Annotated in this window: 22 protein-coding genes; 16 read left to right on the plus strand and 6 right to left on the minus strand. The window is 65.3% G+C overall.

Annotated elements, in window-relative coordinates; genetic code table 11:
• Positions 1-155 precede the first annotated feature (155 nt).
• The 9 genes from rfbB to dctM all read left to right on the plus strand — a co-directional run bounded on the left by rfbB (position 156) and on the right by dctM (position 10,339).
• A complete protein-coding gene (gene rfbB / locus N8H22_RS03320; protein ID WP_264589186.1) occupies positions 156-1,229 on the plus strand; it encodes a dTDP-glucose 4,6-dehydratase in 1,074 nt (357 codons plus the stop codon).
• Positions 1,226-2,098 carry a glucose-1-phosphate thymidylyltransferase RfbA gene (gene rfbA, locus N8H22_RS03325; RefSeq protein ID WP_264589187.1) on the plus strand — a complete coding sequence of 291 codons (873 nt, stop codon included), beginning with the start codon at positions 1,226-1,228 and terminating at the stop codon, positions 2,096-2,098. The genes rfbB and rfbA overlap by 4 nt, the downstream gene beginning before the upstream one ends.
• Complete coding sequence (gene rfbC, locus N8H22_RS03330; protein WP_264589188.1) at positions 2,095-2,640, plus strand: dTDP-4-dehydrorhamnose 3,5-epimerase; 546 nt, start codon at positions 2,095-2,097, stop codon at positions 2,638-2,640. Before rfbA ends, rfbC begins: the two co-directional genes overlap by 4 nt.
• Positions 2,637-3,548, plus strand: coding sequence for a dTDP-4-dehydrorhamnose reductase (gene rfbD / locus N8H22_RS03335; RefSeq protein ID WP_264589189.1), 912 nt, complete (start codon positions 2,637-2,639; stop codon positions 3,546-3,548). The genes rfbC and rfbD overlap by 4 nt, the downstream gene beginning before the upstream one ends.
• Positions 3,549-3,635: 87 nt before the next feature.
• A complete protein-coding gene (locus tag N8H22_RS03340; RefSeq protein WP_264589190.1) occupies positions 3,636-5,444 on the plus strand; it encodes an ATP-binding protein in 1,809 nt (602 codons plus the stop codon).
• Entirely contained in the window at positions 5,441-6,832 is a 1,392-nt protein-coding gene (locus N8H22_RS03345; protein ID WP_264589191.1) for a sigma-54 dependent transcriptional regulator, read from the plus strand. The genes N8H22_RS03340 and N8H22_RS03345 overlap by 4 nt, the downstream gene beginning before the upstream one ends.
• Positions 6,833-7,164: 332 nt before the next feature.
• A complete protein-coding gene (gene dctP / locus N8H22_RS03350; protein WP_264589192.1) occupies positions 7,165-8,160 on the plus strand; it encodes a C4-dicarboxylate TRAP substrate-binding protein DctP in 996 nt (331 codons plus the stop codon).
• A gap of 272 nt (positions 8,161-8,432) precedes the next feature.
• A complete protein-coding gene (locus N8H22_RS03355) occupies positions 8,433-9,062 on the plus strand; it encodes a TRAP transporter small permease (RefSeq protein WP_264589193.1) in 630 nt (209 codons plus the stop codon).
• Positions 9,059-10,339 carry a C4-dicarboxylate TRAP transporter large permease protein DctM gene (gene dctM, locus N8H22_RS03360; protein ID WP_264589194.1) on the plus strand — a complete coding sequence of 427 codons (1,281 nt, stop codon included), beginning with the start codon at positions 9,059-9,061 and terminating at the stop codon, positions 10,337-10,339. The genes N8H22_RS03355 and dctM overlap by 4 nt, the downstream gene beginning before the upstream one ends.
• Before the next feature lie 67 nt (positions 10,340-10,406).
• Here dctM and N8H22_RS03365 read toward each other — a convergent pair whose 3' ends face one another.
• Positions 10,407-11,015 carry a 2OG-Fe(II) oxygenase gene (locus N8H22_RS03365; protein ID WP_264589195.1) on the minus strand — a complete coding sequence of 203 codons (609 nt, stop codon included), beginning with the start codon at positions 11,013-11,015 and terminating at the stop codon, positions 10,407-10,409.
• A 408-nt stretch (positions 11,016-11,423) separates the two neighbouring features.
• On the opposite strand from N8H22_RS03365, the gene N8H22_RS03370 reads away from it, so the two are divergent.
• Entirely contained in the window at positions 11,424-12,191 is a 768-nt protein-coding gene (locus tag N8H22_RS03370) for a DUF2059 domain-containing protein (RefSeq protein WP_264589196.1), read from the plus strand.
• 13 nt (positions 12,192-12,204) lie between these two features.
• Here N8H22_RS03370 and N8H22_RS03375 read toward each other — a convergent pair whose 3' ends face one another.
• Positions 12,205-13,146: an alpha/beta hydrolase gene (locus N8H22_RS03375; RefSeq protein ID WP_264589197.1), complete on the minus strand. Its 942-nt coding sequence runs from the start codon at positions 13,144-13,146 to the stop codon at positions 12,205-12,207.
• A 142-nt stretch (positions 13,147-13,288) separates the two neighbouring features.
• Here N8H22_RS03375 and N8H22_RS03380 point away from each other — a divergent pair, with 142 nt between their 5' ends.
• The 6 genes from N8H22_RS03380 to N8H22_RS03405 all read left to right on the plus strand — a co-directional run bounded on the left by N8H22_RS03380 (position 13,289) and on the right by N8H22_RS03405 (position 19,876).
• Complete coding sequence (locus tag N8H22_RS03380; protein ID WP_264589198.1) at positions 13,289-13,858, plus strand: DUF6436 domain-containing protein; 570 nt, start codon at positions 13,289-13,291, stop codon at positions 13,856-13,858.
• 120 nt (positions 13,859-13,978) lie between these two features.
• Positions 13,979-16,024, plus strand: a complete 2,046-nt coding sequence (locus tag N8H22_RS03385; RefSeq protein ID WP_264589199.1) for a TonB-dependent receptor — start codon at positions 13,979-13,981, stop codon at positions 16,022-16,024.
• On the plus strand, positions 16,025-17,017 hold the full coding sequence (locus N8H22_RS03390; protein WP_264589200.1) for an MqnA/MqnD/SBP family protein: 993 nt from the start codon (positions 16,025-16,027) through the stop codon (positions 17,015-17,017).
• The gene (locus N8H22_RS03395) at positions 17,014-17,805 is read left to right on the plus strand and encodes an ABC transporter permease subunit (protein ID WP_264589201.1); all 792 of its coding nucleotides are present in this window, start codon (positions 17,014-17,016) and stop codon (positions 17,803-17,805) included. Before N8H22_RS03390 ends, N8H22_RS03395 begins: the two co-directional genes overlap by 4 nt.
• Positions 17,802-18,626, plus strand: coding sequence for an ATP-binding cassette domain-containing protein (locus N8H22_RS03400; RefSeq protein WP_264589202.1), 825 nt, complete (start codon positions 17,802-17,804; stop codon positions 18,624-18,626). Before N8H22_RS03395 ends, N8H22_RS03400 begins: the two co-directional genes overlap by 4 nt.
• Positions 18,620-19,876 (plus strand): NnrS family protein, encoded by a 1,257-nt coding sequence (locus tag N8H22_RS03405; protein WP_264589203.1) that lies wholly within the window; start codon positions 18,620-18,622, stop codon positions 19,874-19,876. The genes N8H22_RS03400 and N8H22_RS03405 overlap by 7 nt, the downstream gene beginning before the upstream one ends.
• Positions 19,877-20,064: 188 nt before the next feature.
• Here the strand turns inward: N8H22_RS03405 and N8H22_RS03410 are convergent, their stop codons facing one another.
• The 4 genes from N8H22_RS03410 to N8H22_RS03425 all read right to left on the minus strand — a co-directional run bounded on the left by N8H22_RS03410 (position 20,065) and on the right by N8H22_RS03425 (position 24,190).
• Positions 20,065-20,967: an ABC transporter permease subunit gene (locus tag N8H22_RS03410; protein WP_264589204.1), complete on the minus strand. Its 903-nt coding sequence runs from the start codon at positions 20,965-20,967 to the stop codon at positions 20,065-20,067.
• Positions 20,964-21,863: an ABC transporter permease subunit gene (locus tag N8H22_RS03415; RefSeq protein ID WP_264589205.1), complete on the minus strand. Its 900-nt coding sequence runs from the start codon at positions 21,861-21,863 to the stop codon at positions 20,964-20,966. The genes N8H22_RS03410 and N8H22_RS03415 overlap by 4 nt, the downstream gene beginning before the upstream one ends.
• Positions 21,860-23,011: a polyamine ABC transporter ATP-binding protein gene (gene potA, locus N8H22_RS03420; RefSeq protein ID WP_264589206.1), complete on the minus strand. Its 1,152-nt coding sequence runs from the start codon at positions 23,009-23,011 to the stop codon at positions 21,860-21,862. The genes N8H22_RS03415 and potA overlap by 4 nt, the downstream gene beginning before the upstream one ends.
• Positions 23,012-23,104: 93 nt before the next feature.
• Complete coding sequence (locus tag N8H22_RS03425) at positions 23,105-24,190, minus strand: polyamine ABC transporter substrate-binding protein (RefSeq protein ID WP_264589207.1); 1,086 nt, start codon at positions 24,188-24,190, stop codon at positions 23,105-23,107.
• Between the last annotated feature and the right edge of the window lie 8 nt (positions 24,191-24,198).

Here is a 24,198-nt window from a genome sequence, read left to right on the forward strand (position 1 = left end):
CTGGCGTTGCGCGATTATCCATCACACACCCAGTACCATAACGGCGACCCGCCGCCGGCACCACTCGGGGAATTTTTGTATCGCCAGCCGGTCTATCCAGCCGACACATGCTTAGAGCCTGACGCTCGATAGCGCGCCAAGGAAGCCTCATCACTATGCGCATTCTCGTTACCGGCGGCGCCGGATTCATCGGCTCCGCACTGATCCGCCACCTCATTCTCGATACCGAGCACAGCGTGCTCAACCTGGACAAACTGACCTATGCCGGCAACCTGGAGTCGCTGGCTGCCGTGGAAGACAACCCGCGCTATCAGTTCCTCCAGGCCGACATCGCCGATCGTGAGCGGGTCAGCGAGGCGCTGCTGGACTTCCAGCCGGACGCCATCATGCACCTGGCCGCCGAATCCCATGTCGACCGCTCCATCGACGGCCCGGCCGAATTCATCCAGACCAACATCGTCGGCACCTACCAGCTGCTGGAAGCCGCCCGCGCCTATTGGCAGAGCCTGCCCGACGGTCGCCGCCAGGCGTTCCGCTTCCACCACATTTCCACCGACGAGGTGTACGGCGACCTGCACGGCGTCGACGACCTGTTCACCGAGACCACGCCGTACGCGCCCAGCTCGCCCTACTCGGCGAGCAAGGCCGCGTCCGACCACCTGGTCCGCGCCTGGCAGCGTACCTACGGCCTGCCGGTGCTGGTGACCAACTGCTCGAACAACTACGGGCCGTTCCACTTCCCCGAGAAGCTGATCCCGCTGGTGATCCTCAACGCGCTGGATGGCAAACCGCTGCCAGTGTATGGCGACGGCTCGCAGATCCGCGACTGGCTGTTCGTCGAGGATCACGCCCGCGCGCTGCTCAAGGTGGTCAGCGAAGGCCAGGTCGGCGAGACCTACAACATCGGCGGCCACAACGAGCAGAAGAACATCGACGTGGTGCGTGGCATCTGCGCGCTGCTGGAAGAACTGGCGCCGAACAAGCCGGCCGGCGTGGCACGCTATGAAGACCTGATCACCTTCGTCAAGGACCGCCCGGGCCACGACCTGCGCTACGCCATCGACGCCAGCAAGATCGAACGCGAGCTCGGCTGGGTGCCGCAGGAAACCTTCCAGAGCGGCCTGCGCAAGACCGTGCAGTGGTACCTGAACAACCTCGAATGGTGTCGTCGCGTGCAAGACGGCAGCTATCAGCGCGAGCGCCTCGGCGCCCTGGAGAACATCGCATGAAAGGAATCATTCTGGCCGGTGGCTCCGGCACCCGTCTGCACCCCATCACCCTCGGCGTCTCCAAGCAGCTGCTGCCGATCTACGACAAGCCGATGGTCTATTACCCGATTTCGGTGCTGATGCTCGCCGGGATCCGCGACATCCTGGTCATCTCCACCCCGCACGACCTGCCGCAGTACCAGAACCTGCTGGGTGACGGCAGCCAGTTCGGCGTGCGTTTCAGCTATGCCGAGCAGCCCTCGCCGGATGGCCTGGCCCAGGCCTTCCTGATCGGTGAAGAGTTCATCGGCGACGATTCGGTGTGCCTGATCCTCGGCGACAACATCTTCCACGGCCAGCATTTCACCGAGAAGCTGCAGCGTGCCGCGCGCCAGGAGAAGGGCGCCACGGTGTTCGGCTACTGGGTCAAGGACCCGGAGCGCTTCGGCGTGATCGACTTCGACGAGAACGGCAAGGCGCTGTCCATCGAGGAGAAGCCGAAGAAGCCGAAGTCCAGCTATGCGGTGACCGGCCTTTACTTCTACGACAACGACGTGATCGAGATCGCCAAGTCGATCAAGCCGTCGCCGCGCGGCGAGCTGGAGATCACCGACGTCAACATGGCCTACCTCAAGCGCGGCGACCTCAACGTCGAACGCTTCGGCCGCGGCTTCGCCTGGCTCGACACCGGCACCCACGACAGCCTGCTGGAAGCCTCGCAGTACGTGCAAACCATCGAGCACCGCCAGGGTCTGAAGGTCGCCTGCCTGGAGGAGATCGCCTACCAGCAGAAGTGGATCGACCGCGAGCAGCTGCTGCGCCGCGCCGACGCCCTAGGCAAGACCGGCTACGGCCAGTACCTGTTCAAGTTGGCGGGTGAAGACGCATGAAGATCATCGAAACCAGCATTCCCGACGTACTGATCATCGAGCCGAAGGTCTTCGGCGACGAACGCGGTTTCTTCTACGAAAGCTTCAACGCCGCCGCCTTCGAAGCGGCGACCGGACTCAAGCGCCAGTTCGTTCAGGACAACCACTCCAAGTCCCAGCGCGGCGTGCTGCGCGGCCTGCATTACCAGATCCAGCAACCGCAGGGGAAACTGGTGCGCGTGGTGGCCGGCGAAGTGTTCGATGTCGCCGTCGACCTGCGCCGGAGCTCGCCGAGCTTCGGCCGCTGGACCGGCGTGCTGCTCAATGCCGAGAACAAACGCCAGCTGTGGATTCCGGAAGGCTTCGCACATGGTTTCGTGGTGCTCAGCGAGAGCGCCGAATTCCTCTACAAGACCACCGACTACTACGCGCCGGAGCACGAGCGCAGCCTGTTGTGGAACGACCCTGAGCTCGGCATTCAATGGCCGATCGACGAGCCGCCCCAACTGTCCGCCAAGGACCAGGCCGGCAAGCCCCTGCGTGAAGCGGAGTTGTTTGCATGAAGATCCTGATCACCGGCAGCCAAGGCCAGCTTTCGCGAGAACTGCAGCTCGAACTCGCCGGTGAGGGCAAGGTGCTCGCCCTCGGGCATCACGCCCTGAATCTCGCCGATGCCGAGCAGATCCGCCAGCAGGTGCGCCTGCTGCGCCCCGAGCTGATCATCAACGCGGCGGCGTACACCGCGGTCGACCCGGCCGAGCGGGAGCGCGAGCAGGCATTCGCGGTGAATGCCCAGGGACCGGGCGTTCTTGCCGAAGAGGCGGCCCGCCTGGGCGCGCCCTTGATCCACTATTCCACCGATTACGTGTTCGACGGCAGCAAGCCGCAACCCTACACCGAACAGGATCGACCCCATCCGCTGGGTATCTACGGCGCCAGCAAGCTGGCCGGCGAGCAGGCGATCCAGGCGGTAGCCGGCGAACACCTGATCCTGCGCACCAGCTGGGTGTATTCGCGTCACGGTCGCAACTTCCTGCTGACCATGCAGCGCCTGCTACAGGAGCGCGACCAGCTCTCGGTGGTGGCCGACGAGATCGGCGCGCCGACCTTGGCGCGCAGCATCGCCCGCGCCACCGGAGCGATGATCCGCAAGTGGCGCAACGGCGAGCGCGAGCTCAGCGGCCTGTACCACCTGACCGCCAGTGGCGAAACCTCCTGGTACGGCTTTGCCTGCAGCATCGCCGACCATCTGCAGCAGCAGGGCAAACTGAGCGCACGCATCGAACCGATCCGTTCCCGCGATTACCCCACGGCCGCCCAGCGCCCGCTCAACTCGCGGCTCGACTGCTCCCGCCTGCAGCAGGACTGGGATGTGCGCCTGCCGGACTGGGAAAGCGCGCTGCAGGAATGCCTGGGCGCTCCCTGCGCTGTCCAGCTGGCCGAGCGCGCCGCGATCCAGCAACGTCTGTAGCCTGCGCCCGTGGGACGGACAGCGGATCGACGCTGAACCTCGCCCTGCCGAACGTGCATAATGCGCCGGATTCACAGGCGCCCTCGCATGACCGCAACCGCACCTCCTCACCGCCCCCGCTGGCGCAACCTCATCCTGCTCGCGTTGCTGCTGGCACCGCTGCTGTGGCCGTTGCAACAGCTGGCCGAGCGTTACTACCGCAACGAACTGACCGAGCAGAACCGCCAGACGCTCGATCTCTACGTGGCCAACCTGCTCGGTACCCTCAACCGCTATGAAGTGATGCCGCGGATCCTCGGCGACCTGCCGGAGCTGCGCGCCGCCCTGCGCCAGCAGGGCCAGCCGCGGGTACAGGATCAGGCCAACCGCCTGCTCAAGCAGATGCGCACGCGTACCGGCGCCGACGTCATCTACCTGATGGCGCCGGACGGCACCACGCTGGCGGCCTCGAACTGGGACGAGGAAGACAGCTTCGTCGGGCGCAACTTCGCCTTTCGTCCATATTTCCGCCAGGCGATGGAGGGCCGCCTCGGGCGCTTCTTCGGCCTCGGCACCACCTCAGGCAAGCGTGGCTACTACTTCGGCGCGGCAGTGCGCGACGGTGAGCAGATCCTCGGCGTGCTGGTGGTCAAGGTCGATCTGGACAACACCGAAATGCTCTGGGGCAACACCCCGGAGCAGCTGATGGTGACCGACAACTTCGGCGTGGTGATCCTCACCTCGCGGCCGGAATGGCGCTTTCGCGCCAGCCGCGCACTGACCGCCGAGGAGCGCGAGCAGATCGCCTTCGACCAGCCCTACACCACCCTCGAGCCGCGCGACCTGACCCTGGACATCAACGCCTGGCTGATCCAGAGCCGCGAACTGAAGGAGACCGGCTGGAGCGTGCGCATCCTCGCGCCGATCAGCCTGGTGGAGCGCCCGGTGCGCACGGTGGTCGCGATCGGCAGCGCCACCCTGCTGGCATTGCTGCTGCTGCTCGGCCTGCTGATGCAGCGCCGCCGCCACTTCCTCGAGCGCCTGGCGCTGGATGCCCAGGCCCGCCGCGAGCTGGAGCAGCGCGTGCAGGAGCGCACCCGCGATCTGGAGGCGCTCAACAGCCGGCTCAAGGTCGAGGTGCTCGAGCGCGAGCAGGCCCAGCAGGAGCTGGTACGCGCCCAGGACGAACTGCTGCAGGCCGGCAAGCTGTCGGCGCTGGGCACCATGTCGGCCAGCATCAGCCACGAACTGAACCAGCCGCTGGCGGCGATCCGCAGCTATGCCGACAACGCCGGCGTGCTGCTCGACCAGCAGCGCAACGCCGAAGCCCGCGACAACCTCAAGCTGATCAGCGAGCTCACCGCGCGCATGGCCTCGATCATCGCCCACCTGCGCGCCTTCGCCCGCCGTGACCAGCACGCCCCCGAGCGGGTCGCCCTGCAGCCGGCGCTCGACGATGCCCTCGCCCTGCTCGCCAAGCGCCGCCAGGCGATGGCCGTCGAGCTGATCCGCGACGTACCGGAAGCCACGCTGTGGGTGCAGGCCGGCGAGACGCGGCTGCGGCAGATCCTTGCCAACCTGCTGGCCAACGCCCTCGATGCGCTGGCCGAACGCCCGCCGGTGCGGCGGATCTGGCTGCGTGCCGAGCAGCAGGGCGACGGCGTGCTGCTGACCCTGCGCGACAACGGCCCGGGATTTTCCGCCGATGCCTTGCAGCGCGCCCGCGAGCCATTCTTCACCACCAAGACCAGCGCCCAGGGCCTCGGCCTCGGTCTGGCGATCTGCGATACGCTGGTGCGCGCGCTGGGCGGCGAGCTGAGCCTCGCCAACCATCCCGACGGCGGCGCCCAGCTCAGTCTGTTCCTGCGCCGTGCCGAGCCCGGCGTCGCCTTCCCCACCGAGGACCACTTTCAATGAGCAGCGATACTCCGATCAGCGCGCAGGCGCAGGTGGTCCTGGTCGACGATGATCCGCACCTGCGCAAGGCCCTGAGCCAGACCCTCGATCTGGCCGGGTTGCAGGTGGTCTGCCTGGAGGATGCGCGCAGCCTGCAAGCGCGCCTGCCGGCGGACTGGCCAGGGGTGGTGGTCAGCGACATCCGCATGCCGGGCCTCGACGGCCTGCAGCTGCTGCAACAGTTGCAGGCGCGCGATGCCGAACTGCCGGTGCTGCTGATCACCGGCCACGGCGATATTCAGCTGGCGGTTCAGGCCATGCGCGCCGGCGCCTACGACTTCCTCGAAAAACCCTTCCCCAGCGAAGCGCTGCTGGACAGCGTGCGCCGTGCCCTGGCGCTGCGCCGGCTGGTGTTGGACAACCGCTCGCTGCGCCTGGCCCTGGCCGACCGCCAACAACTGTCGGCGCGCCTGCTCGGCCACTCGCCGGCCATGCAGCGCCTGCGCGAACAGATCGGTGCGCTGGCTGGCACCCAGGCCGACGTGCTCATCCTCGGTGAGACCGGCGCCGGCAAGGAAGTGGTCGCCCGCGCCCTGCATGACCTGTCGAATCGTCGCAACGGCCCCTTCGTCGCGATCAACGCCGGTGCGCTGGCCGAGTCGGTGGTCGAAAGCGAACTGTTCGGCCACGAACCGGGCGCCTTCACCGGCGCGCAAAAACGGCGCATCGGCAAGTTCGAGTTCGCCAACGGCGGCACCCTGTTCCTCGACGAGATCGAGAGCATGAGCCTCGACGTGCAGGTCAAGCTGCTGCGCCTGCTGCAGGAACGGGTGGTCGAACGCCTCGGTGGCAACCAGTCGATCGCGCTGGACATCCGCGTCATCGCCGCGACCAAGGAAGACCTGCGTCAGGCCGCCGACCAGGGCCGCTTCCGCGCCGACCTGTATTACCGGCTGAACGTCGCGCCGCTGCGCATCCCCGCGCTGCGCGAACGCAGCGAAGACATCCTCCTGCTGTTCCAGCATTTCGCCGAAGCCGCCGCGCAGCGCCACGGCCTGCCGGCCCGTGCGCTGCTGCCGGAACAGCGCGCACTGCTGCTGCGCCATGCCTGGCCGGGCAACGTGCGCGAGCTGCAGAACACCGCCGAGCGCTTCGCCCTGGGGCTCGAGCTGGGCCTCGAACTGCCGGACGCCAAGCCGCTGCTGACAACCGCCGGCGGCAGCCTCGGCGAGCAGGTCGATGCGTTCGAGCGTGCGCTGATCGCCGCCGAACTGGCGCGCCCGCACAGCTCGCTGCGCAGTGTCGCCGAAGCCCTCGGCCTGCCGCGCAAGACCCTGCATGACAAGCTGCGCAAACACGGCCTGAGTTTTGCCGATGCTGGCGGAAGCTCGCCCGATGAGGCGGACTAGTTGGCGGTTTTCCGCCATCTATCTTCTGACCCGATCGCCGGACCATCCTCCCGCCCGGCCTGACCAGCATCCCATGGCAGCGCCCGGGGCTGCCCGCAAAGCTGCGACCTAGACGGCTTTCCTGGGCTTTGCCGATTCAAAGCTTCATCTGCAGCTGGTACAACGCTTGGCGACGCGCGGTCGCGCCGGTCAGCTGGCACAGGCATTGCTCCAGTATCCGACGCACCTCGCGGAACCGGTCCGTCCGGCATCACCAAATGCCGCCTAGACTTGAACTGCTGGTCACTGCCGAATCGTCCCGCGGCGATTCCCCACAACAAGAGGAAACAACAATGTTCAAACTGACTGCCAAGGCGCTCGCCTGCGCCCTGTCGCTGAGCATCGCCGGTCTGGCCCAGGCGGCCGACCCGATCACCATCAAGTTCTCCCACGTGGTCGCCGAGAACACGCCGAAAGGCCAGGGCGCCCTGCTGTTCAAGAAGCTGGTGGAAGAGCGTCTGCCGGGCAAGGTTGAGGTTCAGGTTTACCCGAACTCCTCGCTGTTCGGTGATGGCAAGGAAATGGAAGCCCTGTTGCTTGGCGACGTGCAGCTGATCGCGCCTTCGCTGGCCAAGTTCGAGCACTACTCCAAGGGCGTTCAGGTCTTCGACCTGCCGTTCCTGTTCGACGACATCGCCGCGGTTGACCGTTTCCAGAAAGGCGAAGCCGGCCAGAAGCTGCTGCGCTCGATGGAAGACAAGAACATCACCGGCCTGGGCTACTGGCACAACGGCATGAAGCAGCTGTCGGCCAACAAGAAGCTGGTCGAGCCGAAGGATGCCCGCGGCCTGAAGTTCCGCGTACAGGCGTCTGCCGTGCTGGAAGAGCAGTTCAAGGCCGTACGCGCCAACCCGCGCAAGATGAGCTTCGCCGAGGTCTACCAGGGCCTGCAGACCGGCGTGGTCAACGGTGCCGAGAACCCGTACTCGAACATCTACTCGCAGAAGATGCACGAAGTGCAGAAGTACATCACCGAGTCCAACCATGGCCTGCTGGACTACATGCTGATCACCAACACCAAGTTCTGGAACGGTCTGCCGGCTGACGTGCGCAGCGAGCTGGAAGCCATCCTGGCCGAAGTCACCGTTGCGGTGAACAAGCAGGCCGACGAACTGAACCAGGGCGACAAGCAGCGCATCCTGGACGCCGGTACCACCGAGATCATCACCCTGACTCCGGAGCAGCGCGGCATGTGGCGCGACGCGATGAAGCCGGTGTGGAAGAAGTTCGAAGGCGAGATCGGTGCTGACCTGATCAAGGCCGCTGAAGCCTCCAACCAGGCTCAGTGACCCTGAACGCAGGGGCGGGCACAAGCCGCCCCTGCGCTTTACCTACGCAACGCTACACCGACAGATCAGTGCAAAGACAAAGCCGCTAGCGAAGGCGAGGCCCGCACCCCGGGCTGGATGGCATGGCCACGGTGATCCCGGGCGCGCCGCTTGGCTGGCTACAACAAGAGTCTTTTCATTGCTCTGTCCACCGGCCACAGCCTGGCTGGTCTATGGCGCACCCTCCGTGTTCGCCGGTCGAACAATCTGCAGTCCATCGGGAGATGTCATCCATGAACGCCCTCTGGCGCGTCTGGGACCACTTCGAGGAAGGTTTCATCGCCTTTCTGCTGGCCGCCATGACACTGGTGACGTTCGTTTACGTCATCCTCAACAACCTCTACACCGTCTTCTATGACCTGGCCGAGCGTTTTCCCGCGGCCGAGGACTTCTTCTTCACCATCGGTGACTACGTCATCGGCCTGGCCCAGGCCATGACCTGGAGCACCGCGCTGACCAAGGCGCTGTTCGCCTGGCTGATCTTCTCCGGCCTCGCCTATGGCGTGCGCACCGCCGGCCACATCGGCGTCGATGCGCTGGTCAAGCTCGCCCCGCGGCATATCCAGCGCATCATCGGCATCATCGCCTGCCTGTTCTGCCTGGGCTACGCCGGGCTGCTGAGCGTGGCCAGCTTCGAATGGATCCAGACCCTGTTCATCGCCAACATCGGCGCCGAGGATCTGGGCCACATCGGCATCAAGCAATGGCACATCGGCATGATCGTGCCGTTCGGTTTCGCCATGGTGTTCATCCGCTTCGCCGAAATCTTCGTGCGCATCCTGCGCAACGAGCAGACCGGCCTGGGGCTGGCCGACGAGGCGGCCGAGGCGGCGAAACTGGGTAACGAGGAGCCGAAGCAATGACCATCCTGTTCCTCTTCGTCGCGCTGTTCGCGCTGATGTTCATCGGCGTGCCGGTTGCGGTATCGCTCGGTCTGGCCGGCTCGCTGACCATCATGATCTTCAGCGAGGATTCTGTACGCTCGCTGGCGATCAAGCTGTTCGAAACCTCCGAACACTACACGCTGCTGGCGATCCCGTTCTTCCTGCTCGCTGGCGCGTTCATGACCACCGGCGGCGTCGCCCGCCGGCTGATCGACTTCGCCAACGCCTGCGTCGGCCACATCCGTGGCGGCCTGGCGATCGGTGCGGTGCTGGCCTGCATGCTGTTCGCCGCGCTGTCCGGCTCCAGCCCGGCGACCGTCGCCGCGGTAGGCTCCATCGCCATCGCCGGCATGGTGCGCTCGGGCTACCCGCAGGCCTTCGGCGCCGGCATCGTCTGTAACGCCGGTACGCTGGGCATCCTCATTCCGCCGTCGGTGGTGATGGTGGTCTACGCCGCCGCCACCGAAACCTCGGTGGGCAAGCTGTTCATGGCCGGCGTGGTGCCGGGCATCCTGCTCGGCGCGGTGCTGATGGCGGCGATCTACATCATCGCCGTGAAGAAAAACCTGCCGGCCCTGCCGCGCGCCTCGTTCCGCGAGTGGCTGTCCGCCGCACGCAAGGCGATCTGGGGTCTGCTGCTGATGGTGATCATCCTCGGTGGCATCTACTCGGGCATGTTCACCCCGACCGAAGCGGCAGCGGTAGCAGCGGTCTATTCGGCCTTCGTCGCGCTGTTCGTCTACAAGGACATGACCATCCGCGAAGCGCCGAAGGTGATCCTGGAGTCGGGCAAGCTGTCGATCATGCTGATGTTCATCATCGCCAACGCCATGCTCTTCGCCCACGTGCTGACCACCGAGCAGATCCCGCAGGCGATCACCGCCTGGGTACTGGAAGCCGGACTGCAGCCGTGGATGTTCCTGCTGGTGGTAAACATCGTGCTGCTGGTCGCCGGGGCCTTCATGGAGCCGTCGGCGATCATCCTGATCCTCGCGCCGATCCTCTTCCCGATCGCCGTCGAACTGGGCATCGACCCGATTCACCTCGGGGTGATCATGGTGGTGAACATGGAGATCGGCCTGATCACCCCACCGGTGGGGCTGAACCTGTTCGTCACCTCGGCGGTGACCGGCATGACCGTCACCGAGGTGATCCGCGCCGCCATGCCGTGGCTGATGATGCTGCTCAGCTTCCTGGTGATCATCACCTACATCCCGGCAATCTCGCTGGCGCTGCCCAACGCGCTGGGCATGTAGCCGCGTACGACCTTTCTCGTATCCATTCGCCCGGCCTTCGCGCCGGGCTTTTTTTTTGGCGCGTGGATCAGGCCGACAGCGGCAGCGCGGCGCGGCGGCGGAACCAGCCGGTGACCGACAGGCGATCGACCTGGGTGGGCAACACCTCGTGCGGGAAGTCGCCAGCCATGAACACCACCAGGGTTCCGGCTTCGGGGGGGATGTCGCGGCTCCGATTATCCTCCAGGTACAGACGCAGGACTCCGCCGTGTTCGGGCTGCCAGTCGGGATTGAGATAGAGCACGGCCGTCACGCTGCGGCTGTCATCGTCGCGGAAACGGTCCAGATGGGTCTTGTAGAAGGCGCCCGGCGGGTAGAAGGCGAAGTGGCATTCGAACTCTTCCAGCCCCAGAAACAGTTCACGGTTGAGCTGCTCGCGCAGGGCGTCCATCAGCTGCAGGTAAAGATCGCTCGCCGCTGACTGCCCGGGCTCGAGCCAGAGGATATGGTCGCCGCGTATGCCTTCATGCACCGCCTGGCTTTCGCCGCGTCCGACTGCGGCTGGCACCATGACTCCCTCCGCCTCGCGGCGGCGACATTCTTCGGCGAGGCGGAGGGTGTCATGGCCAGGGAGAAACGCACGCTGTACCGACCAGCCACGCGCGGCCAGGTCATCGATAAGAGTCGAAAACTGCAAGATCAAAGCTCCGAGAGATCAGGATCATCACGCCGCCACAGCGGGCCGCCCGACGCATCGGGGAACGATGCGCCCGCAGGACATTCAAGATGATTCGGGAATAGACGCAAGATCATGCGTCCGATGGCGCATTCTGCGCCCGCCGGAGCATTCAGGGAATGCCCGGATAGCGGGTCGCTGCAAACCTGAGCCAGACTGGCAGGACGGCGCAGAAACAGCCTGGAAGCTGGAAATTCGCTGACATAGAAAGAATTTCCAAACTGCTTTCAGCGCAGTGCTGCCAGCTTAAAAGGCCCGCCAGCGCACCGCCTGTGACAATTCGTCCATGCGTCGGCAACCCACTGCGCCAGCCCAGCTCGACAGTCGGCCGTGCGGCGTCGACAATGCCGCCTTCGTACAGGAGATCCCATGCGCGCCCTTCTCGCTTTCGCTCTATTGGCCATCAGCTTCGTCAGCCATGCCGATGTCTATGAAGAACTCTACGAAACCGCCGGCTGGGCCGATCAGCGCGCCAATTTCAGCGACGCTCTGAGCGCCGCCCAGCAGCGTTACAAGGACAGCCTGCCACCGGCGGTCTTCCAGGCTCTGGTGGACAACAGCAACCAGCGCTTCGCTAGCCAGGCGATGGATCAGCGTGCCCAGCAGGCGCTGCGCAGCCATCTGCCGGAACCGCAACCGGCGCTGCAGTTCTTCCAGTCGCCGCTGGGGCGCAAGATCGTCGCCGCCGAGGTGCAGGCGGCACGCCGCGAACAGCTCGCGCAGCACGTCAACGGCCTGCCGCGAATGGACGCTGACAGCAATCGGCAGCTGCTGATTCGCCATCTGACGCAGGCAATCCCGGCCAGCGCGGCGGGTGCCGAGGTCAGCCTGGCGCTGGCCGGCGTCGCCGCCGACAGCCTCAGTCAGATGCTGCCCGGCATACTCGGTGGCGGCCAGGCCCAGACCCTGCTGAACAGCCAGCGCGAGCGCCTGGTGCAGCAGATCGAAGGCGATCTGGACAACACGCTGCTGTATATCTACCGCTCGCTGTCCGATGCCGAGCTCGAGAAATACCTGCAGTTCGCGCAATCCGAGGCCGGCAAGGCCTACTACCAGGCCGCTCTGCAGGCGCTACGTGCCGGCCTGGCGGTCGGCGTCGACAACAGCGCAATCCAGGCACAGCGACAGGATCAGTGAGCGCCGGCGCGGCTCAGGGCTTCAGGCGCTCGCGCAGGAAGGCGAAATAGCGCTGGCGCAGCTCTTCGCTCTCGTTCACTAGGTGGTGCCGCGCGGCCGGCAGGCGCAGGATTTCCGGCGTGGCGAACTTGCGCTGCAGCACCGGCAGGTTGTGCTGCCAGTCCACCGTCATGTCCGCCTCGCCCTGGATGATCAGGGGCGACTGCGTGCTGTCCGGCGCGCTCTCGATCCGCGGAATCCAGCGTGACAGCGCACCGACCCAGGAGGTCGGCAGGATGGTCGCCTGCAGCGGGTCCTCAGTCTGCACGAACTGCAGGAAGCGCGTGTCGCTGGAGTTGTCGCTGAAGCTGCGCGGGATCTGCTGGACGAAGCGGCGCACCAGCTCGTAGCTGAGCCTCGAGCGCAACCAGGCGCGTGGCCGGATCAGCGGCGCCAGCAGGATGGTGCGCCCCAGCTCGGAGCTCTGCGGCTGGTGCAAGAGGTGATCGAGCAGGATCGCACCACCGGTGCTCTGCCCGAGTAGATGCCAGGGCCGCGGCAGATCGAGCTGGCGCGCTTGCTCGAACAGGCCGTTGAGGACGGCCTGATATTCATCGAACTCGTTGATGCTGGCCTGCGGCCCACTGGACAGGCCGTGCCCCGGCAAATCGCAGGCGAGCACCGCGAAACCCATGTCCAGGCCCCACTCGACGACATGCCGATACAACCCCATGTGATCGTAATAGCCATGCAGGATCAGCAGACTGGCGTGTGGCTGTTCCGGCCACCAGGCCTGCGCCACCACCTCGTAGTCATGTACGCGAAACCGCCCGAGGCGGCTGTGGATGTTGCGTCGCTGCGGCAGATCGAGGCCGTAGTAGGCCTGGTAGTGCCGCGCCTCGGGTGACAGCGCGGTCGTGTCACGCAGGGCGCCCAGTTGCTCACGCAGCAGGTCGGGTTGGATTCGCTCGGACATGGCCTTCTTTAGATCGATTTGCAATTTGCAGAGTGGTTGCGTCCCGGCGGCCTGCGCGGCGCCGGGTTTGCGTGCAGCAGGCGGGATATTCCGCTCTGCAGCCGAGCATGGCAAGCTGGCGCCCCCGCCACCGAGACCCGCCATGCCTAGCCGTCGCAAGTATCTCATCGCCGTGCTGATCGCCCTATTCTGGGCCGGCGCCATGCTGGCCGCGTTCTGGTGGTTCGAGGCCCGCTATCTGCGCACCTTCGAGGGCGAGCGCGCCGAACTGTTCTCCGGCGACAGGCTGCGTCTGCCCGCCGAACTGCAGGGCCCGGGGCCGGTGCGCTTCGTACACTTCTGGGACCCGGGCTGCCCCTGCAACGTCGGCAACCAGCAGCATCTGGAAGAACTGCTCAAGCGCTTCCAGGGCCAGGCGGTGGAGTTCTACGAGGTGCGCAAACCCGGCAGCAACGGCCGCCTGCCGAAACCGCTGGCCTCGCTGAAACCACTGAACAATCTCGAAGGTTCCGAGCAGCTCCCCGCCAGTCCGGCAGTAGGTATCTGGGACCAGAGTGGCGAGCTGGTCTATATCGGCCCCTACAGCGAGGGTGCGGTGTGCAGCTCGGATAACAGCTTCGTCGAGCCCATCCTCGACGCGGTACTCGCCGGCCGCACAGTGCGCGCCACCCACTCGCTGGCGGTAGCCTGCTTTTGCGACTGGCAGCAGTGACCGGCACGGAGAGGGTTCGGTAAACTTGATTGGAATCAAATGATAATTATTATCAGATGATAGAGAATCGCTTCCATCGCAGTCGGTGTCACTCCGACGATCCGCAACGGGAGCTTTTCAATGATTTCTCGCCTTCACCCGCTCGCCCTGGCCTGCCTGGCTGTCAGTACCTCATCCGCCTTCGCCTCCCCGCTGGAACTTGAGGAAACCGTCATCACCGCCAAGGGATACCAGGCCGCGACCCAGGACATTCCCCAGGCCATCGAGGTATTGCAGGCACAACCGAGCGAGACGGCGGCGCCCGCTGGCAGCCTGTTTCGTGGGCAGCCGGGACTTGCGGTGCACAGTGACGGCGCCTGGGGGCAGAACCCGGTATTGCGCGGACTGAAGAAGGAGAGCGTGGTGGTGATGGTCGACGGCGTACGACTCAACTCCGCACAGCCGCAGGGCTCGCTGGCTTCGTTCGTCGATCTCGGCCTGCTCGACCGCATCGAGGTGGTCAAGGGACCAGGCTCGGTGCTCTACGGCAGCGGTGCGCTCGGCGGCGTGGTCAACCTGATCACCCCGGAGGCGAACTTCACCGAGCAGGAACAGCGCGGCGGACGTTTCGGCCTCAGCGCCAGCAGCATCGACGATGGTTTCAGCGGCGCCGTGCTACTGCGCGATAGCAGCACCGACCACGCCCTAGTGCTCGGCGCCGCCGGGCGCAAGGTCGACGACTACGAAAGCCCGAGCGGGACCGAAGAGCGCACCGGCTACAGCTCCGACAGCCTCCTGCTCAAGTACAAGCAGAAGGTGAACGACGACATCAGCCTCAAGTTCAACTTGCAGCGCCACACCGACCGCGACGTTTGGTATCCCGGCTCGGCGCGAACCGGCACGCCGGCGCGACTCGGCACCGTGACCATGCACTCGCCGGAACAACGCCGCGAGCTTTACCAGGTCGGCGTGGAGAATCGCCTCGGTGAGGGCACCCTGAGTACCGACGTGTATCGCCAGGAGGTCTACCGCGAGATTCGCGCCTATTCCGAAAATCTCGGGCGCAATCAGGTGCGCAACGACGTCAGCTTCATCACCCACGGGCTGCGCAGTTCGTACCTGGTTCCGGTTGGCAATCATCTGCTGACCGTTGGCGGCGAGGGCTGGCGCATGACCGGCGACCCCGAGCGCCACATCCACAACAACCCACCGCTGTTCAACAACGATCAGCGCAACGACCCATTCAAGGACGGCGAGGTCAGTTCCTACGGCCTGTTCCTGCAGGACGAATTCGACTTGGGCCGAACCGCCATCGTGGCTGGCGCACGGCTGGACCACGTCAGCGGCGACGCCAAGCAGAAAGGCAGCGGCGCGGCCGCGCGAACCAGCGGCCTCAGCAGCAGCGACAACAACCTGTCCTGGTCGCTGGGTGCGACCCATCCGCTGACTGACACCCTCAACCTCTATGCCAACATCGGCCAGGCTTACCGCGCACCCGACCTGCGCGAACGCTTCGAGGATGCTGCGCGCGGTGACGGCTATTACCACATCGGCAATCCGCAGCTCGACGCGGAGCGCTCCACCAGCTTCGAGATCGGCCTCAAGGGCCATGGCAACGGTTTCGACTATCGTCTGGCGGCCTTCCATACCCGTATCGACGACTACATTGCCGGCCGTGTGACGGGCACCAACGCACCCAACGGACTACCGATCAAACGCACCGAGAATCTCGACGAGGTGGTCATCTACGGCCTCGAGGGCAGCGCCAGCAAGGCGGTCGGCGCCTTCGTAGTGGACGGCGGCTTCACCTGGCTGCGCGGCGAGAACAAACAGGACGACGAGCCGCTGTACCAGATGCCGGTCCACGAGCTGACCGTCGGCATCGGCCAGCCGGCCGAACGCGGCTTCTACTGGCACACCCAGCTACGTGCGGTGGCCGAGCAGAACCGGGTCGCCACGCGCTTCTCCAACGGCACCGAGGACGAAACTTCCGGCTTCGTCACCGCCGACGCCAGCATCGGCTGGGGCTTCGGCAAGGTCGGCGTGCTGCAGACCGCCAACCTCGACGCCAAGCTCAGCAACCTGTTCGACAAGGCCTATCATGAACACCTGGCCGATGGCGTCAGCGGCTACGAACTCGAGGCGCCCGGCCGCGGCCTTACCCTCGCACTCACAGGTAGCTTCTGAATGCTCCGCCGACTACTACTCGTTACCCTGCTGATCGCCAGTGCTCCCGCACTGGCAGACAAGCTGCCGCGCCTGGTGCTGGCCGGTCCCTCCTCGTCGGTCTCCAATCCGCTGATCCACATGGTGGAATCCGGCGCGCTGGCCGATCTTGCCGAGCAGGTCGAATTCGTCAACTGGCGTGATCCGGACCAGCTGCGGCTGATGGCGCTGAATCAGCAGGCCGACGTGCTGGCCATGCCGGTCAACGTCGCCGCCAATCTCTACAATCGCGGCGCGAAACTGCGGATGCTCAACGTCTCGACCTGGGGCCTGCTCTGGCTGGTATCGCGCGAGGCCGACCTGCAGACGCTGGACGACCTGCGCGGCAAGGAAATCACCATGCCGTTTCGCGGCGACATGCCCGACATCCTCTTCGGACTGCTGGCCGAACGCGCCGGCATCGATGTGCGCAAGGACCTGCGCCTGCGCTATGTCGCCACCCCGATCGACGCCATGCAGCTGTTGCTGATGCGCCGCACCGATCACGCCCTGCTGGCCGAGCCGGCCATCTCCATGGCCCTGCGCAAGGCCAGCGAAGGCCCGCTGGGGCTGGTCGCGCCGGATCTGTACCGCAGCGTCGACCTGCAACAGGAATGGGGTCGCCTGCTGCAGCGCGAAGCACGTATCCCCCAGGCCGGCATCGCATTGATGGCCAGCGTGAAGGACCAGCCGCAGATCGCCGCCCGCATCGCCCAGGCCTACGCCGATTCACTGCAATGGTGCAGAGCGAATGCCGACGCCTGCGGCCAGCTCGCCGCCAAGCATCTACCGATGCTCAGCGCCGAGGCCATCGCCGATTCGCTGGCTGTGGCACAGATGGACGCCGTACCGGCCGCCGAGGCGCGAGACGAAGTCGAGTTTCTCTTTGATCTGCTGCTGCAGAAGAACCCGGCGCTGGTCGGCGGCAAGCTGCCGGCGGAAGACTTCTACGCCCCGGCGAATGGCCGACCATGAGCCTTCTGCGCAGCTGGCTGAGTAGTCTGCCCGGCTATATCTGGAGCGGCTGGGGCGCGCTGGCCAGCCTGTTCCTGCTGCTGGCCGCCTGGGAGGCGGTCGCCAGCCACTATGGCGCGCTGGTGCTGCCGCCGCCGCTCGAGACCTTCGCGCGTCTCGGACAGTTGCTCGATGAAGGGGCCGCCTGGCCGGAACTGCTGGCCACCAGTCGCCGGGCGCTGCTCGGCTTTGCGCTTTCCGTGCTGGTGGGTAGCGCGCTCGGCCTCGCCGCCGGTGTTTCCATGACCGCGTCGATGATGGCGCGGCCGCTGGTTACCGTGCTGATGGGCATGCCGCCAATCGCCTGGCTGGTGCTGGCAATGCTCTGGTTCGGCGCTGGCGACGGCACCCCGGTGTTCACCGTGTTCATCGCCAGCTTTCCGTTGGTATTCGTCGGCGCGCTGCAGGGTACCCGCACGCTGGACAATCAGCTCAAGGACATGGCCCTAGCGTTCCGCCTGCCACGCCGCATGCTCTTCTTCGACGTCTACCTGCCCCATGTATTTTCCTATCTGTTTCCCGCCTGGATCACTGCGCTCGGCATGGCGTGGAAGATCGTAGTGATGGCCGAGTTGCTCGCCACGCAGGACGGCGTCGGCGCCGCCCTCGCGGTGTCGCGCTCACACCTGGATACCAGCGCCACCATGGCTTGGATTACCGCGGTCGTCGGCCTGCTGCTGGCCGTGGAATACCTGTTGCTGGAACCGATCAAGCGCGAAGTCGAGCGCTGGCGCGAGGTGGCGGCATGACGCAACTGCAAGTCCACGGACTGGGCCACGCCTTCGGCCGCGACGAGATCTTCAGCGCTATCGACTTCAACCTCAGCGCCGGTGAGGTCGTTGCGCTGGTCGGCCCGTCCGGCTGTGGCAAGACCACCCTGCTGCATCTTTGCGCCGGGCTGCTCGACGTGCAGGAAGGTCGCATCGACAACGGCTTCGGCAATCCGGCCAGCATGTTCCAGCAACCAAGACTGCTGCCGTGGAAGACCACGCTCGACAACATCGCACTGGGACTCAAGGCTCAGGGTGTCGCCCGCCAGCAGCGCGTGCAGCAGGCGCGAGCACTCGCCCTGCGGCTGGGCCTGAGCGCCGGCGATCTCGACAAGTTTCCGCACCAGCTCTCCGGCGGCATGCAAAGCCGCGTGTCGCTGGCGCGCGCGCTGGTCCTGCAACCCGATCTGCTGCTGCTCGACGAGCCATTCGCCGCGCTGGACATCGGCCTCAAGGAAGACCTCTACGCGCTGCTGCTCGCCGAGCAAGGCGTACGCGGCATGGGTGTGCTGATGATCACTCACGATCTGATGGAGGCAGTACGCCTGGCGGACCGCATTCTGGTCATGGCCGCCGAACCGGGGCGCATTGTCAGCCGCTTGGCGCTGGATGTACCGGCAGCGCAGCGCTCGGATGCCTGGATCTACCAGCACACCGCCGAGCTACTGCAACTGCCGGCACTGCGTCAGAGCTTCGGCCTGAGCACGCGTGCGCCACAGCCGCCGGCGCCAACCATCAGGAGCGCCATCCGCGAGGACACGCTTGTCGCAACGCCCATCAGGAAGCGCTCGGGATGCTGAGCACCTTGAATCGCCGGCTCCGCGGATGGCCATTGCTGCTGTGCAGCTTCCGCCCGCTGTTTCTCGTCACCCTGCTACTCGGGCTGCTTGGCGTTGCCAGCTGGCTCGGCTTTCTCGGTTTCGGTCTGCCGCTGCCTGCCGTTCCAGGTGGCCCGGTGGTCTGGCATGCCCATGAGCTGCTGCTCGGTTTCGGCCTCGCCGCGGTCGCAGGCTTCGTCCTTACCGCGGTGCCCGAGTTCACCGTCACCGCGGCATTCGGTCGGCATGTCGGGCTCGGCTTCCTGCTGCTGTGGCTGGCTGCCCGACTGTGTTTTTGGCTATCCGGCATCATCGGCCCCTGGCCGGCGGCTTTGTGCAACAGCGCCTTCGCCTTGGCATTGCCGGTGCTGCTGGCGCCACGCCTGCTGGGCGACCCGTTGCGCCGTCAGTACGGCTTCTTCGGCGGCCTCAGCGCGCTGGCGCTGGTGACGCTTGGCTTTCACTTCGATGCCGTCAGCGGTCACTATCCGATGCGCTGGCTGCACGCAGGCATCGGCGTGATGATGGTGCTGATCGTGGTGGCGATGAGCCGCATCTCCATGCGTATTCTCAACGATGCCATCCAGGCCCGCCGGGACGCCGGCCATGAGGTGGACGAGGATTACCGCGCGCGGCCGCCACGGCGCAATCTGGCGATCTTCTGCATCAGCCTGTTCACTCTCGGCGAATGGCTGGCGCTGCCGGAACCGCTCAACGGCTGGTTGGCGCTGGCCGCGGCAGCGGCCGTGTTCAATCTGCTGAACGACTGGCACATCGGCCGGGCGCTGCTCGAACGCTGGTCACTGCTGCTCTACAGCGTCTACTGGCTGATGGCGCTGGGCTATGCCGCATTGGGCGTTTCGCTGCTGGCCGACGGTTCTGCCAGCAGTGCGGGCCGTCATCTGCTGACCCTGGGCGCCATGGGCGTATCGATTCTGGGCGTGCTGTGCATCGCCGGACGCACGCACAGTGGGCATGCGCTGGATCAGCGCCACTGGGTGCCAATTGCGGCGTCGCTGCTGGTGCTGGCCGCCCTGCTGCGTGCGGGCGCTGGACTGACCGGCGCGCCGTCGCAGGCACTGACGCTTCTGGCCGGCGTGGGCTGGCTGGCGGCCTTCGCGCTCGCCCTGCGCTATCTGGCGCCGGTCTGGCTGAGCCCACGACCGGATGGTGGCACCGGCTGCGAGGAGCCGCTGGATGAGCACGCCACGGGGGCCGGCTGCCAAGTCTGAACACGGCTGAGACATCCCGGCGCTGGGGCGGACCACAGGATAGAACGGCGAGACGTTTTCCTCCTGCGTCGAGCTGCCCACGGGAGAGGCGAGCACATGGGATAGGCGGTTAAGCGCCGCGCTATCCTGGTTAATATGGCGGCGGTGCAAACGGAAAGGGCGCCTCGTCGCGCCCTTTCCGTGTCTTATCAGCCCTGCGTCGAAGGCGGCACCACGGCCTTGCGGCTGTCGATCACCTGGCGCCAGGTCGGCGCGTTGTTGCTTTCGTCCGCAGCCTGCTGCATCGCGCGGATGCGGCGTTTCTCGGTGCGCCGCGCGAGGTACCAGGCGAAGAAGGTCGCCAGCGACACGGTCAGCAGGATCAGACTGGCCACCGCATTGATCTCCGGCTTCACCCCCAGGCGCACGGCGGAGAAGATCTCCATCGGCAAGGTGGTAGAGCCGGGGCCGGAGACGAAACTGGCGAGTACCAGGTCGTCCAGCGACAGGGCGAAAGACAGCATGCCGCCGGCGGCCAGCGACGGCGCGATCATCGGCATGGTGATCAGGAAGAACACCTTCCACGGCCGCGCGCCGAGGTCCATCGCCGCTTCCTCGATGGACAGGTCCAGCTCGCGCAGGCGCGCCATCACCACCACCGCGACGTAGGCCGAACAGAAGGTGGTGTGGGCGATCCAGATGGTCACCAGCCCGCGCTGCGCCGGCCAGCCGATCAGCTGGGCCATGGCGACGAACAGCAGCAACAGCGACAGACCGGTGATCACTTCGGGCATCACCAGTGGCGCGGTGACCAGGCCGCCGAACAGCGTGCGTCCGCGGAACACCGGGATGCGGGTGAGCACGAAGGCGGCCATGGTGCCCAGCGCCACCGCGGCAATGGCCGTGTAGAACGCCACTTCCAGCGAGCGCATCACCGCGCCCATCAGCTGACTGTTGTCCAGCAGGCCGACATACCACTTCACCGACCAGCCGCCCCACACGGTCACCAGCCGCGAGTCGTTGAAGGAATAGATGACCAGGATGACCATCGGCAGGTAGATGAACAGCAGACCGAGCACCAGGATCAGGTTGGAGAAGCTCCAGCGTTTCATAGCTTGCCCTCCAGTTCCTTGGCTTGGTTTCTGTTGAACAGAATGATCGGCACCAAGAGGATCGCCAGCATCACCACCGCCAGCGCCGAAGCCACCGGCCAGTCGCGGTTGTTGAAGAATTCCTGCCAGAGCACCTTGCCGATCATCAGCGTCTCCGGACCGCCGAGCAGTTCGGGGATGACGAACTCGCCCACCACCGGAATGAACACCAGCATGCAGCCGGCGATGATGCCGTTCTTCGACAGCGGCACGGTGATCTTCCAGAAGCTGGTGAGGTTGCGCGCACCGAGGTCGGAAGCGGCCTCCAGCAGGCTCGGGTCGTGCTTCACCAGGTTGGCGTAGAGCGGCAGGATCATGAACGGCAGGTAGGAATAGACCACTCCGATGTACACCGCGGCATCGGTATTGAGGATCTGCAACGGTGCGTCGATCAGACCGAGCCCCTGCAGCAGGCCGTTGAGGATACCGTTGCTGCTGAGAATGCCCATCCAGGCGTAGACGCGGATCAGGATGGCGGTCCAGGTCGGCATCATGATCAGCAGCAACAGCACCGTCTGCAGATCCTTGCGCGCCCGAGCGATGGCATAGGCCATCGGGTAGCCGATCAGCAGGCACAGCAGGGTGCTGAAGAAGGCGATCTTCAACGAACCCAGGTAGGCGGCCAGATACAGCTCGTCTTCGCTGAGGAAGATGTAGTTGCCCAGGTTGATCAGCACCTTCAGCTGCTGTTCGGCGTAGCTGAAGATCTCGGTATACGGCGGAATGGCCACATCCGCCTCGGAAAAACTGATCTTCAGGACGATGGCGAACGGCAGCAGAAAGAACAGGAACAGCCACAGGAACGGGATGCCGATGACCAGCCGGCGACCATTGTTGAGCGCAAGCCGGCGGCTCATGCTTGCAGCACCACGCCGCTGTCGCTGAGCCAGTGCAGATAGACCCGCTCTTCCCAGGTCGGCCATTTCACGTGGCGCTCGGCGTTGGCGACGAAGGCCTGCAACAGCATCCCCGATTCCAGCTTGATGTAGTACACCGAGTGGCCGCCGAGGTAGGCGATGTCATGCACGATACCTTCTACCCAGTTGTAATCGGCCAGCTCGAGCACCGGCTTCTCCAGGCTCATCAGCAGCTTTTCCGGGCGCAAAGCGTAGGTCACACGCTTGTCCTGGGCGCGGGTGCTGATGCCATGCCCCACGTAGATCGGCCGCTCCAGTTGCGGGCAGGCGATCACCGCATGGTCTTCGAGGTCCTCCACCAGCTCGCCGTCGAACAGGTTGACGTTGCCGATGAACTCGCAGACCAGCCGACTCGCCGGCGTCTCGTAGATGTCCATCGGGCTGCCGACCTGGGCAATCCAGCCGTAACTCATGATGGCGATGCGCTCGGCCATGGTCATGGCCTCTTCCTGATCGTGGGTAACCATCACGCAGGTCACGCCGACCCGCTCGATGATCTGCACCAGCTCCAGCTGCATTTGCGAGCGCAGCTTCTTGTCCAGCGCCCCCATCGGCTCATCGAGCAGCAGCAGTTTCGGTCGCTTGGCCAGCGAACGCGCCAGGGCGACACGCTGGCGCTGACCGCCGGAAAGCTGGTGCGGCTTGCGCTTGGCGTACTGCGTCATCTGCACCAGCGCGAGCATCTCGCTGACGCGCTCGGCGATCTCCGCCTTGGACAGGCCATCCTGCTTGAGGCCGAAGGCGATGTTCTGCTCCACGCTCATGTGCGGGAACAGCGCATAGGACTGGAACATCATGTTGATCGGCCGCTCGTAGGGCGGCAGATCGGTGATGTCCTGACCGTCGAGGAAGATGCGCCCTTCGCTCGGCCGCTCGAACCCGGCGAGCATGCGCAGCAGTGTGGACTTGCCCGACCCCGAACCACCGAGCAGGGCAAAGATCTCGCCCTGGTGGATGCTCAGCGAGACGTCGTCGACTGCCACCGTCTCGTCGAATTTCTTGGTGACGCGGTCGATCTTCAGCAGCACCTGCTTGTTCTTGCTCTCGCCGGTGAGGGCTTTCTTGTAGGCGCTGGAGGCAACGGCCATGCGCGAACTCCCGAAAATGAAAAGGTTGGCCCGGCCAGCGCCGGGTCTGATGGTCGTTGCGGCGGGCGCGCGCGGACAGCGGCGCCCAGGGGTTTATTTCCCGGACTTCACCTTGGTCCAGCTGCGGTTCATCAGTCGCTGGATCTTCGCCGGCAGCTCGGCCGAGACGTAGAGGCGATCGAGTACTTCCTGCGGCGGATACACCGATGCGTCCTGGCGCACTTCCTGGTCCATCAGCTCGCCCGCCTTGAGGTTGGGGTTGGCGTAACCGACATAGTCGCTCACCGCGGCAATCACCTCGGGGCGCAGCAGGTAGTTGATGAAGGCGTGGGCCTGTTCGACATTGCTGGCGTCGGCGGGGATGGCGAGCATGTCGAACCAGAGGTTGCCGCCCTCCTTGGGAATCGCATAGGCGATCTCGATGCCTTTACCGGCTTCCTCGGCGCGGGCGGCAGCCTGGAACACATCGCCGGAGAACCCGGCGGCGACGCAGATATTGCCATTGGCCAGATCGGAAATGTACTTGGACGAGTGGAAATAGCGCACGTGCGGGCGTACCGCCAGCAGCTTCTCCTCGGCCTTGCGGTAATCGGCGCTCTTCTCGCTGTTGGGATCCAGCCCCAGGTAGTTGAGCATCGCCGGGATCATCTCGTCGGCCGAATCAAGGAAGGCGATACCGCAGCTGGCGAGTTTCGCCGCGTGCTCCGGCTCGAACAGCACGGCCCAGGAGTCGATCGTCTCGACGCCGAGCGCCGCCTTGACCTTTTCGACGTTGTAGCCGATGCCATTGGTGCCCCACAGATAGGGCACTGCGTGGGCGTTGCCCGGGTCGTTCTTCTGCAGCTGTTTGAGCAGCGCCGGGTCGAGATTTTCCCAGTTCGACAGCTTGGACTTGTCGAGCTTCTGGAAGGCGCCGGCACGGATCTGCTTGCCGAGGAAATGGTTGGATGGCACTACCACGTCATAGCCAGTGCGGCCGGCGAGCAGCTTGCCTTCCAGGGTTTCGTTGGAGTCGAACACATCATAGACGGGCTTGATGCCGGTCTCTTTCTCGAACTCTTCCAGCGTCGTTTCGCCGATGTAATCCGACCAGTTGTAGATGTGCACCGTGGCGGCGTGGGCCGTGGCGGTACCGGCAAACGCGGCGGCGATGATCAGCGACTTGAGAGTCGAGCGCATGGGTTGAG

This window comes from Stutzerimonas sp. S1 (assembly GCF_025966695.1).
Classification (GTDB): Bacteria; Pseudomonadota; Gammaproteobacteria; order Pseudomonadales; family Pseudomonadaceae; genus Stutzerimonas.

Excerpts from the sequence above, each read along its gene's own strand:
- N8H22_RS03425 (WP_264589207.1), bottom strand. The coding sequence starts at position 24,190 with ATGCGCTCGACTCTCAAGTCGCTGATCATCGCCGCCGCGTTTGCCGGT.
- dctM (WP_264589194.1), top strand. The coding sequence starts at position 9,059 with ATGACCATCCTGTTCCTCTTCGTCGCGCTGTTCGCGCTGATGTTCATC.
- dctP (WP_264589192.1), top strand. The coding sequence starts at position 7,165 with ATGTTCAAACTGACTGCCAAGGCGCTCGCCTGCGCCCTGTCGCTGAGC.
- rfbC (WP_264589188.1), top strand. The coding sequence starts at position 2,095 with ATGAAGATCATCGAAACCAGCATTCCCGACGTACTGATCATCGAGCCG.
- N8H22_RS03390 (WP_264589200.1), top strand. The coding sequence starts at position 16,025 with ATGCTCCGCCGACTACTACTCGTTACCCTGCTGATCGCCAGTGCTCCC.
- N8H22_RS03355 (WP_264589193.1), top strand. The coding sequence starts at position 8,433 with ATGAACGCCCTCTGGCGCGTCTGGGACCACTTCGAGGAAGGTTTCATC.
- N8H22_RS03405 (WP_264589203.1), top strand. The coding sequence starts at position 18,620 with ATGCTGAGCACCTTGAATCGCCGGCTCCGCGGATGGCCATTGCTGCTG.
- N8H22_RS03380 (WP_264589198.1), top strand. The coding sequence starts at position 13,289 with ATGCCTAGCCGTCGCAAGTATCTCATCGCCGTGCTGATCGCCCTATTC.
- rfbB (WP_264589186.1), top strand. The coding sequence starts at position 156 with ATGCGCATTCTCGTTACCGGCGGCGCCGGATTCATCGGCTCCGCACTG.
- rfbD (WP_264589189.1), top strand. The coding sequence starts at position 2,637 with ATGAAGATCCTGATCACCGGCAGCCAAGGCCAGCTTTCGCGAGAACTG.
- N8H22_RS03410 (WP_264589204.1), bottom strand. The coding sequence starts at position 20,967 with ATGAAACGCTGGAGCTTCTCCAACCTGATCCTGGTGCTCGGTCTGCTG.
- N8H22_RS03340 (WP_264589190.1), top strand. The coding sequence starts at position 3,636 with ATGACCGCAACCGCACCTCCTCACCGCCCCCGCTGGCGCAACCTCATC.
- potA (WP_264589206.1), bottom strand. The coding sequence starts at position 23,011 with ATGGCCGTTGCCTCCAGCGCCTACAAGAAAGCCCTCACCGGCGAGAGC.
- N8H22_RS03385 (WP_264589199.1), top strand. The coding sequence starts at position 13,979 with ATGATTTCTCGCCTTCACCCGCTCGCCCTGGCCTGCCTGGCTGTCAGT.
- N8H22_RS03370 (WP_264589196.1), top strand. The coding sequence starts at position 11,424 with ATGCGCGCCCTTCTCGCTTTCGCTCTATTGGCCATCAGCTTCGTCAGC.
- rfbA (WP_264589187.1), top strand. The coding sequence starts at position 1,226 with ATGAAAGGAATCATTCTGGCCGGTGGCTCCGGCACCCGTCTGCACCCC.
- N8H22_RS03400 (WP_264589202.1), top strand. The coding sequence starts at position 17,802 with ATGACGCAACTGCAAGTCCACGGACTGGGCCACGCCTTCGGCCGCGAC.
- N8H22_RS03345 (WP_264589191.1), top strand. The coding sequence starts at position 5,441 with ATGAGCAGCGATACTCCGATCAGCGCGCAGGCGCAGGTGGTCCTGGTC.
- N8H22_RS03375 (WP_264589197.1), bottom strand. The coding sequence starts at position 13,146 with ATGTCCGAGCGAATCCAACCCGACCTGCTGCGTGAGCAACTGGGCGCC.
- N8H22_RS03415 (WP_264589205.1), bottom strand. The coding sequence starts at position 21,863 with ATGAGCCGCCGGCTTGCGCTCAACAATGGTCGCCGGCTGGTCATCGGC.
- N8H22_RS03395 (WP_264589201.1), top strand. The coding sequence starts at position 17,014 with ATGAGCCTTCTGCGCAGCTGGCTGAGTAGTCTGCCCGGCTATATCTGG.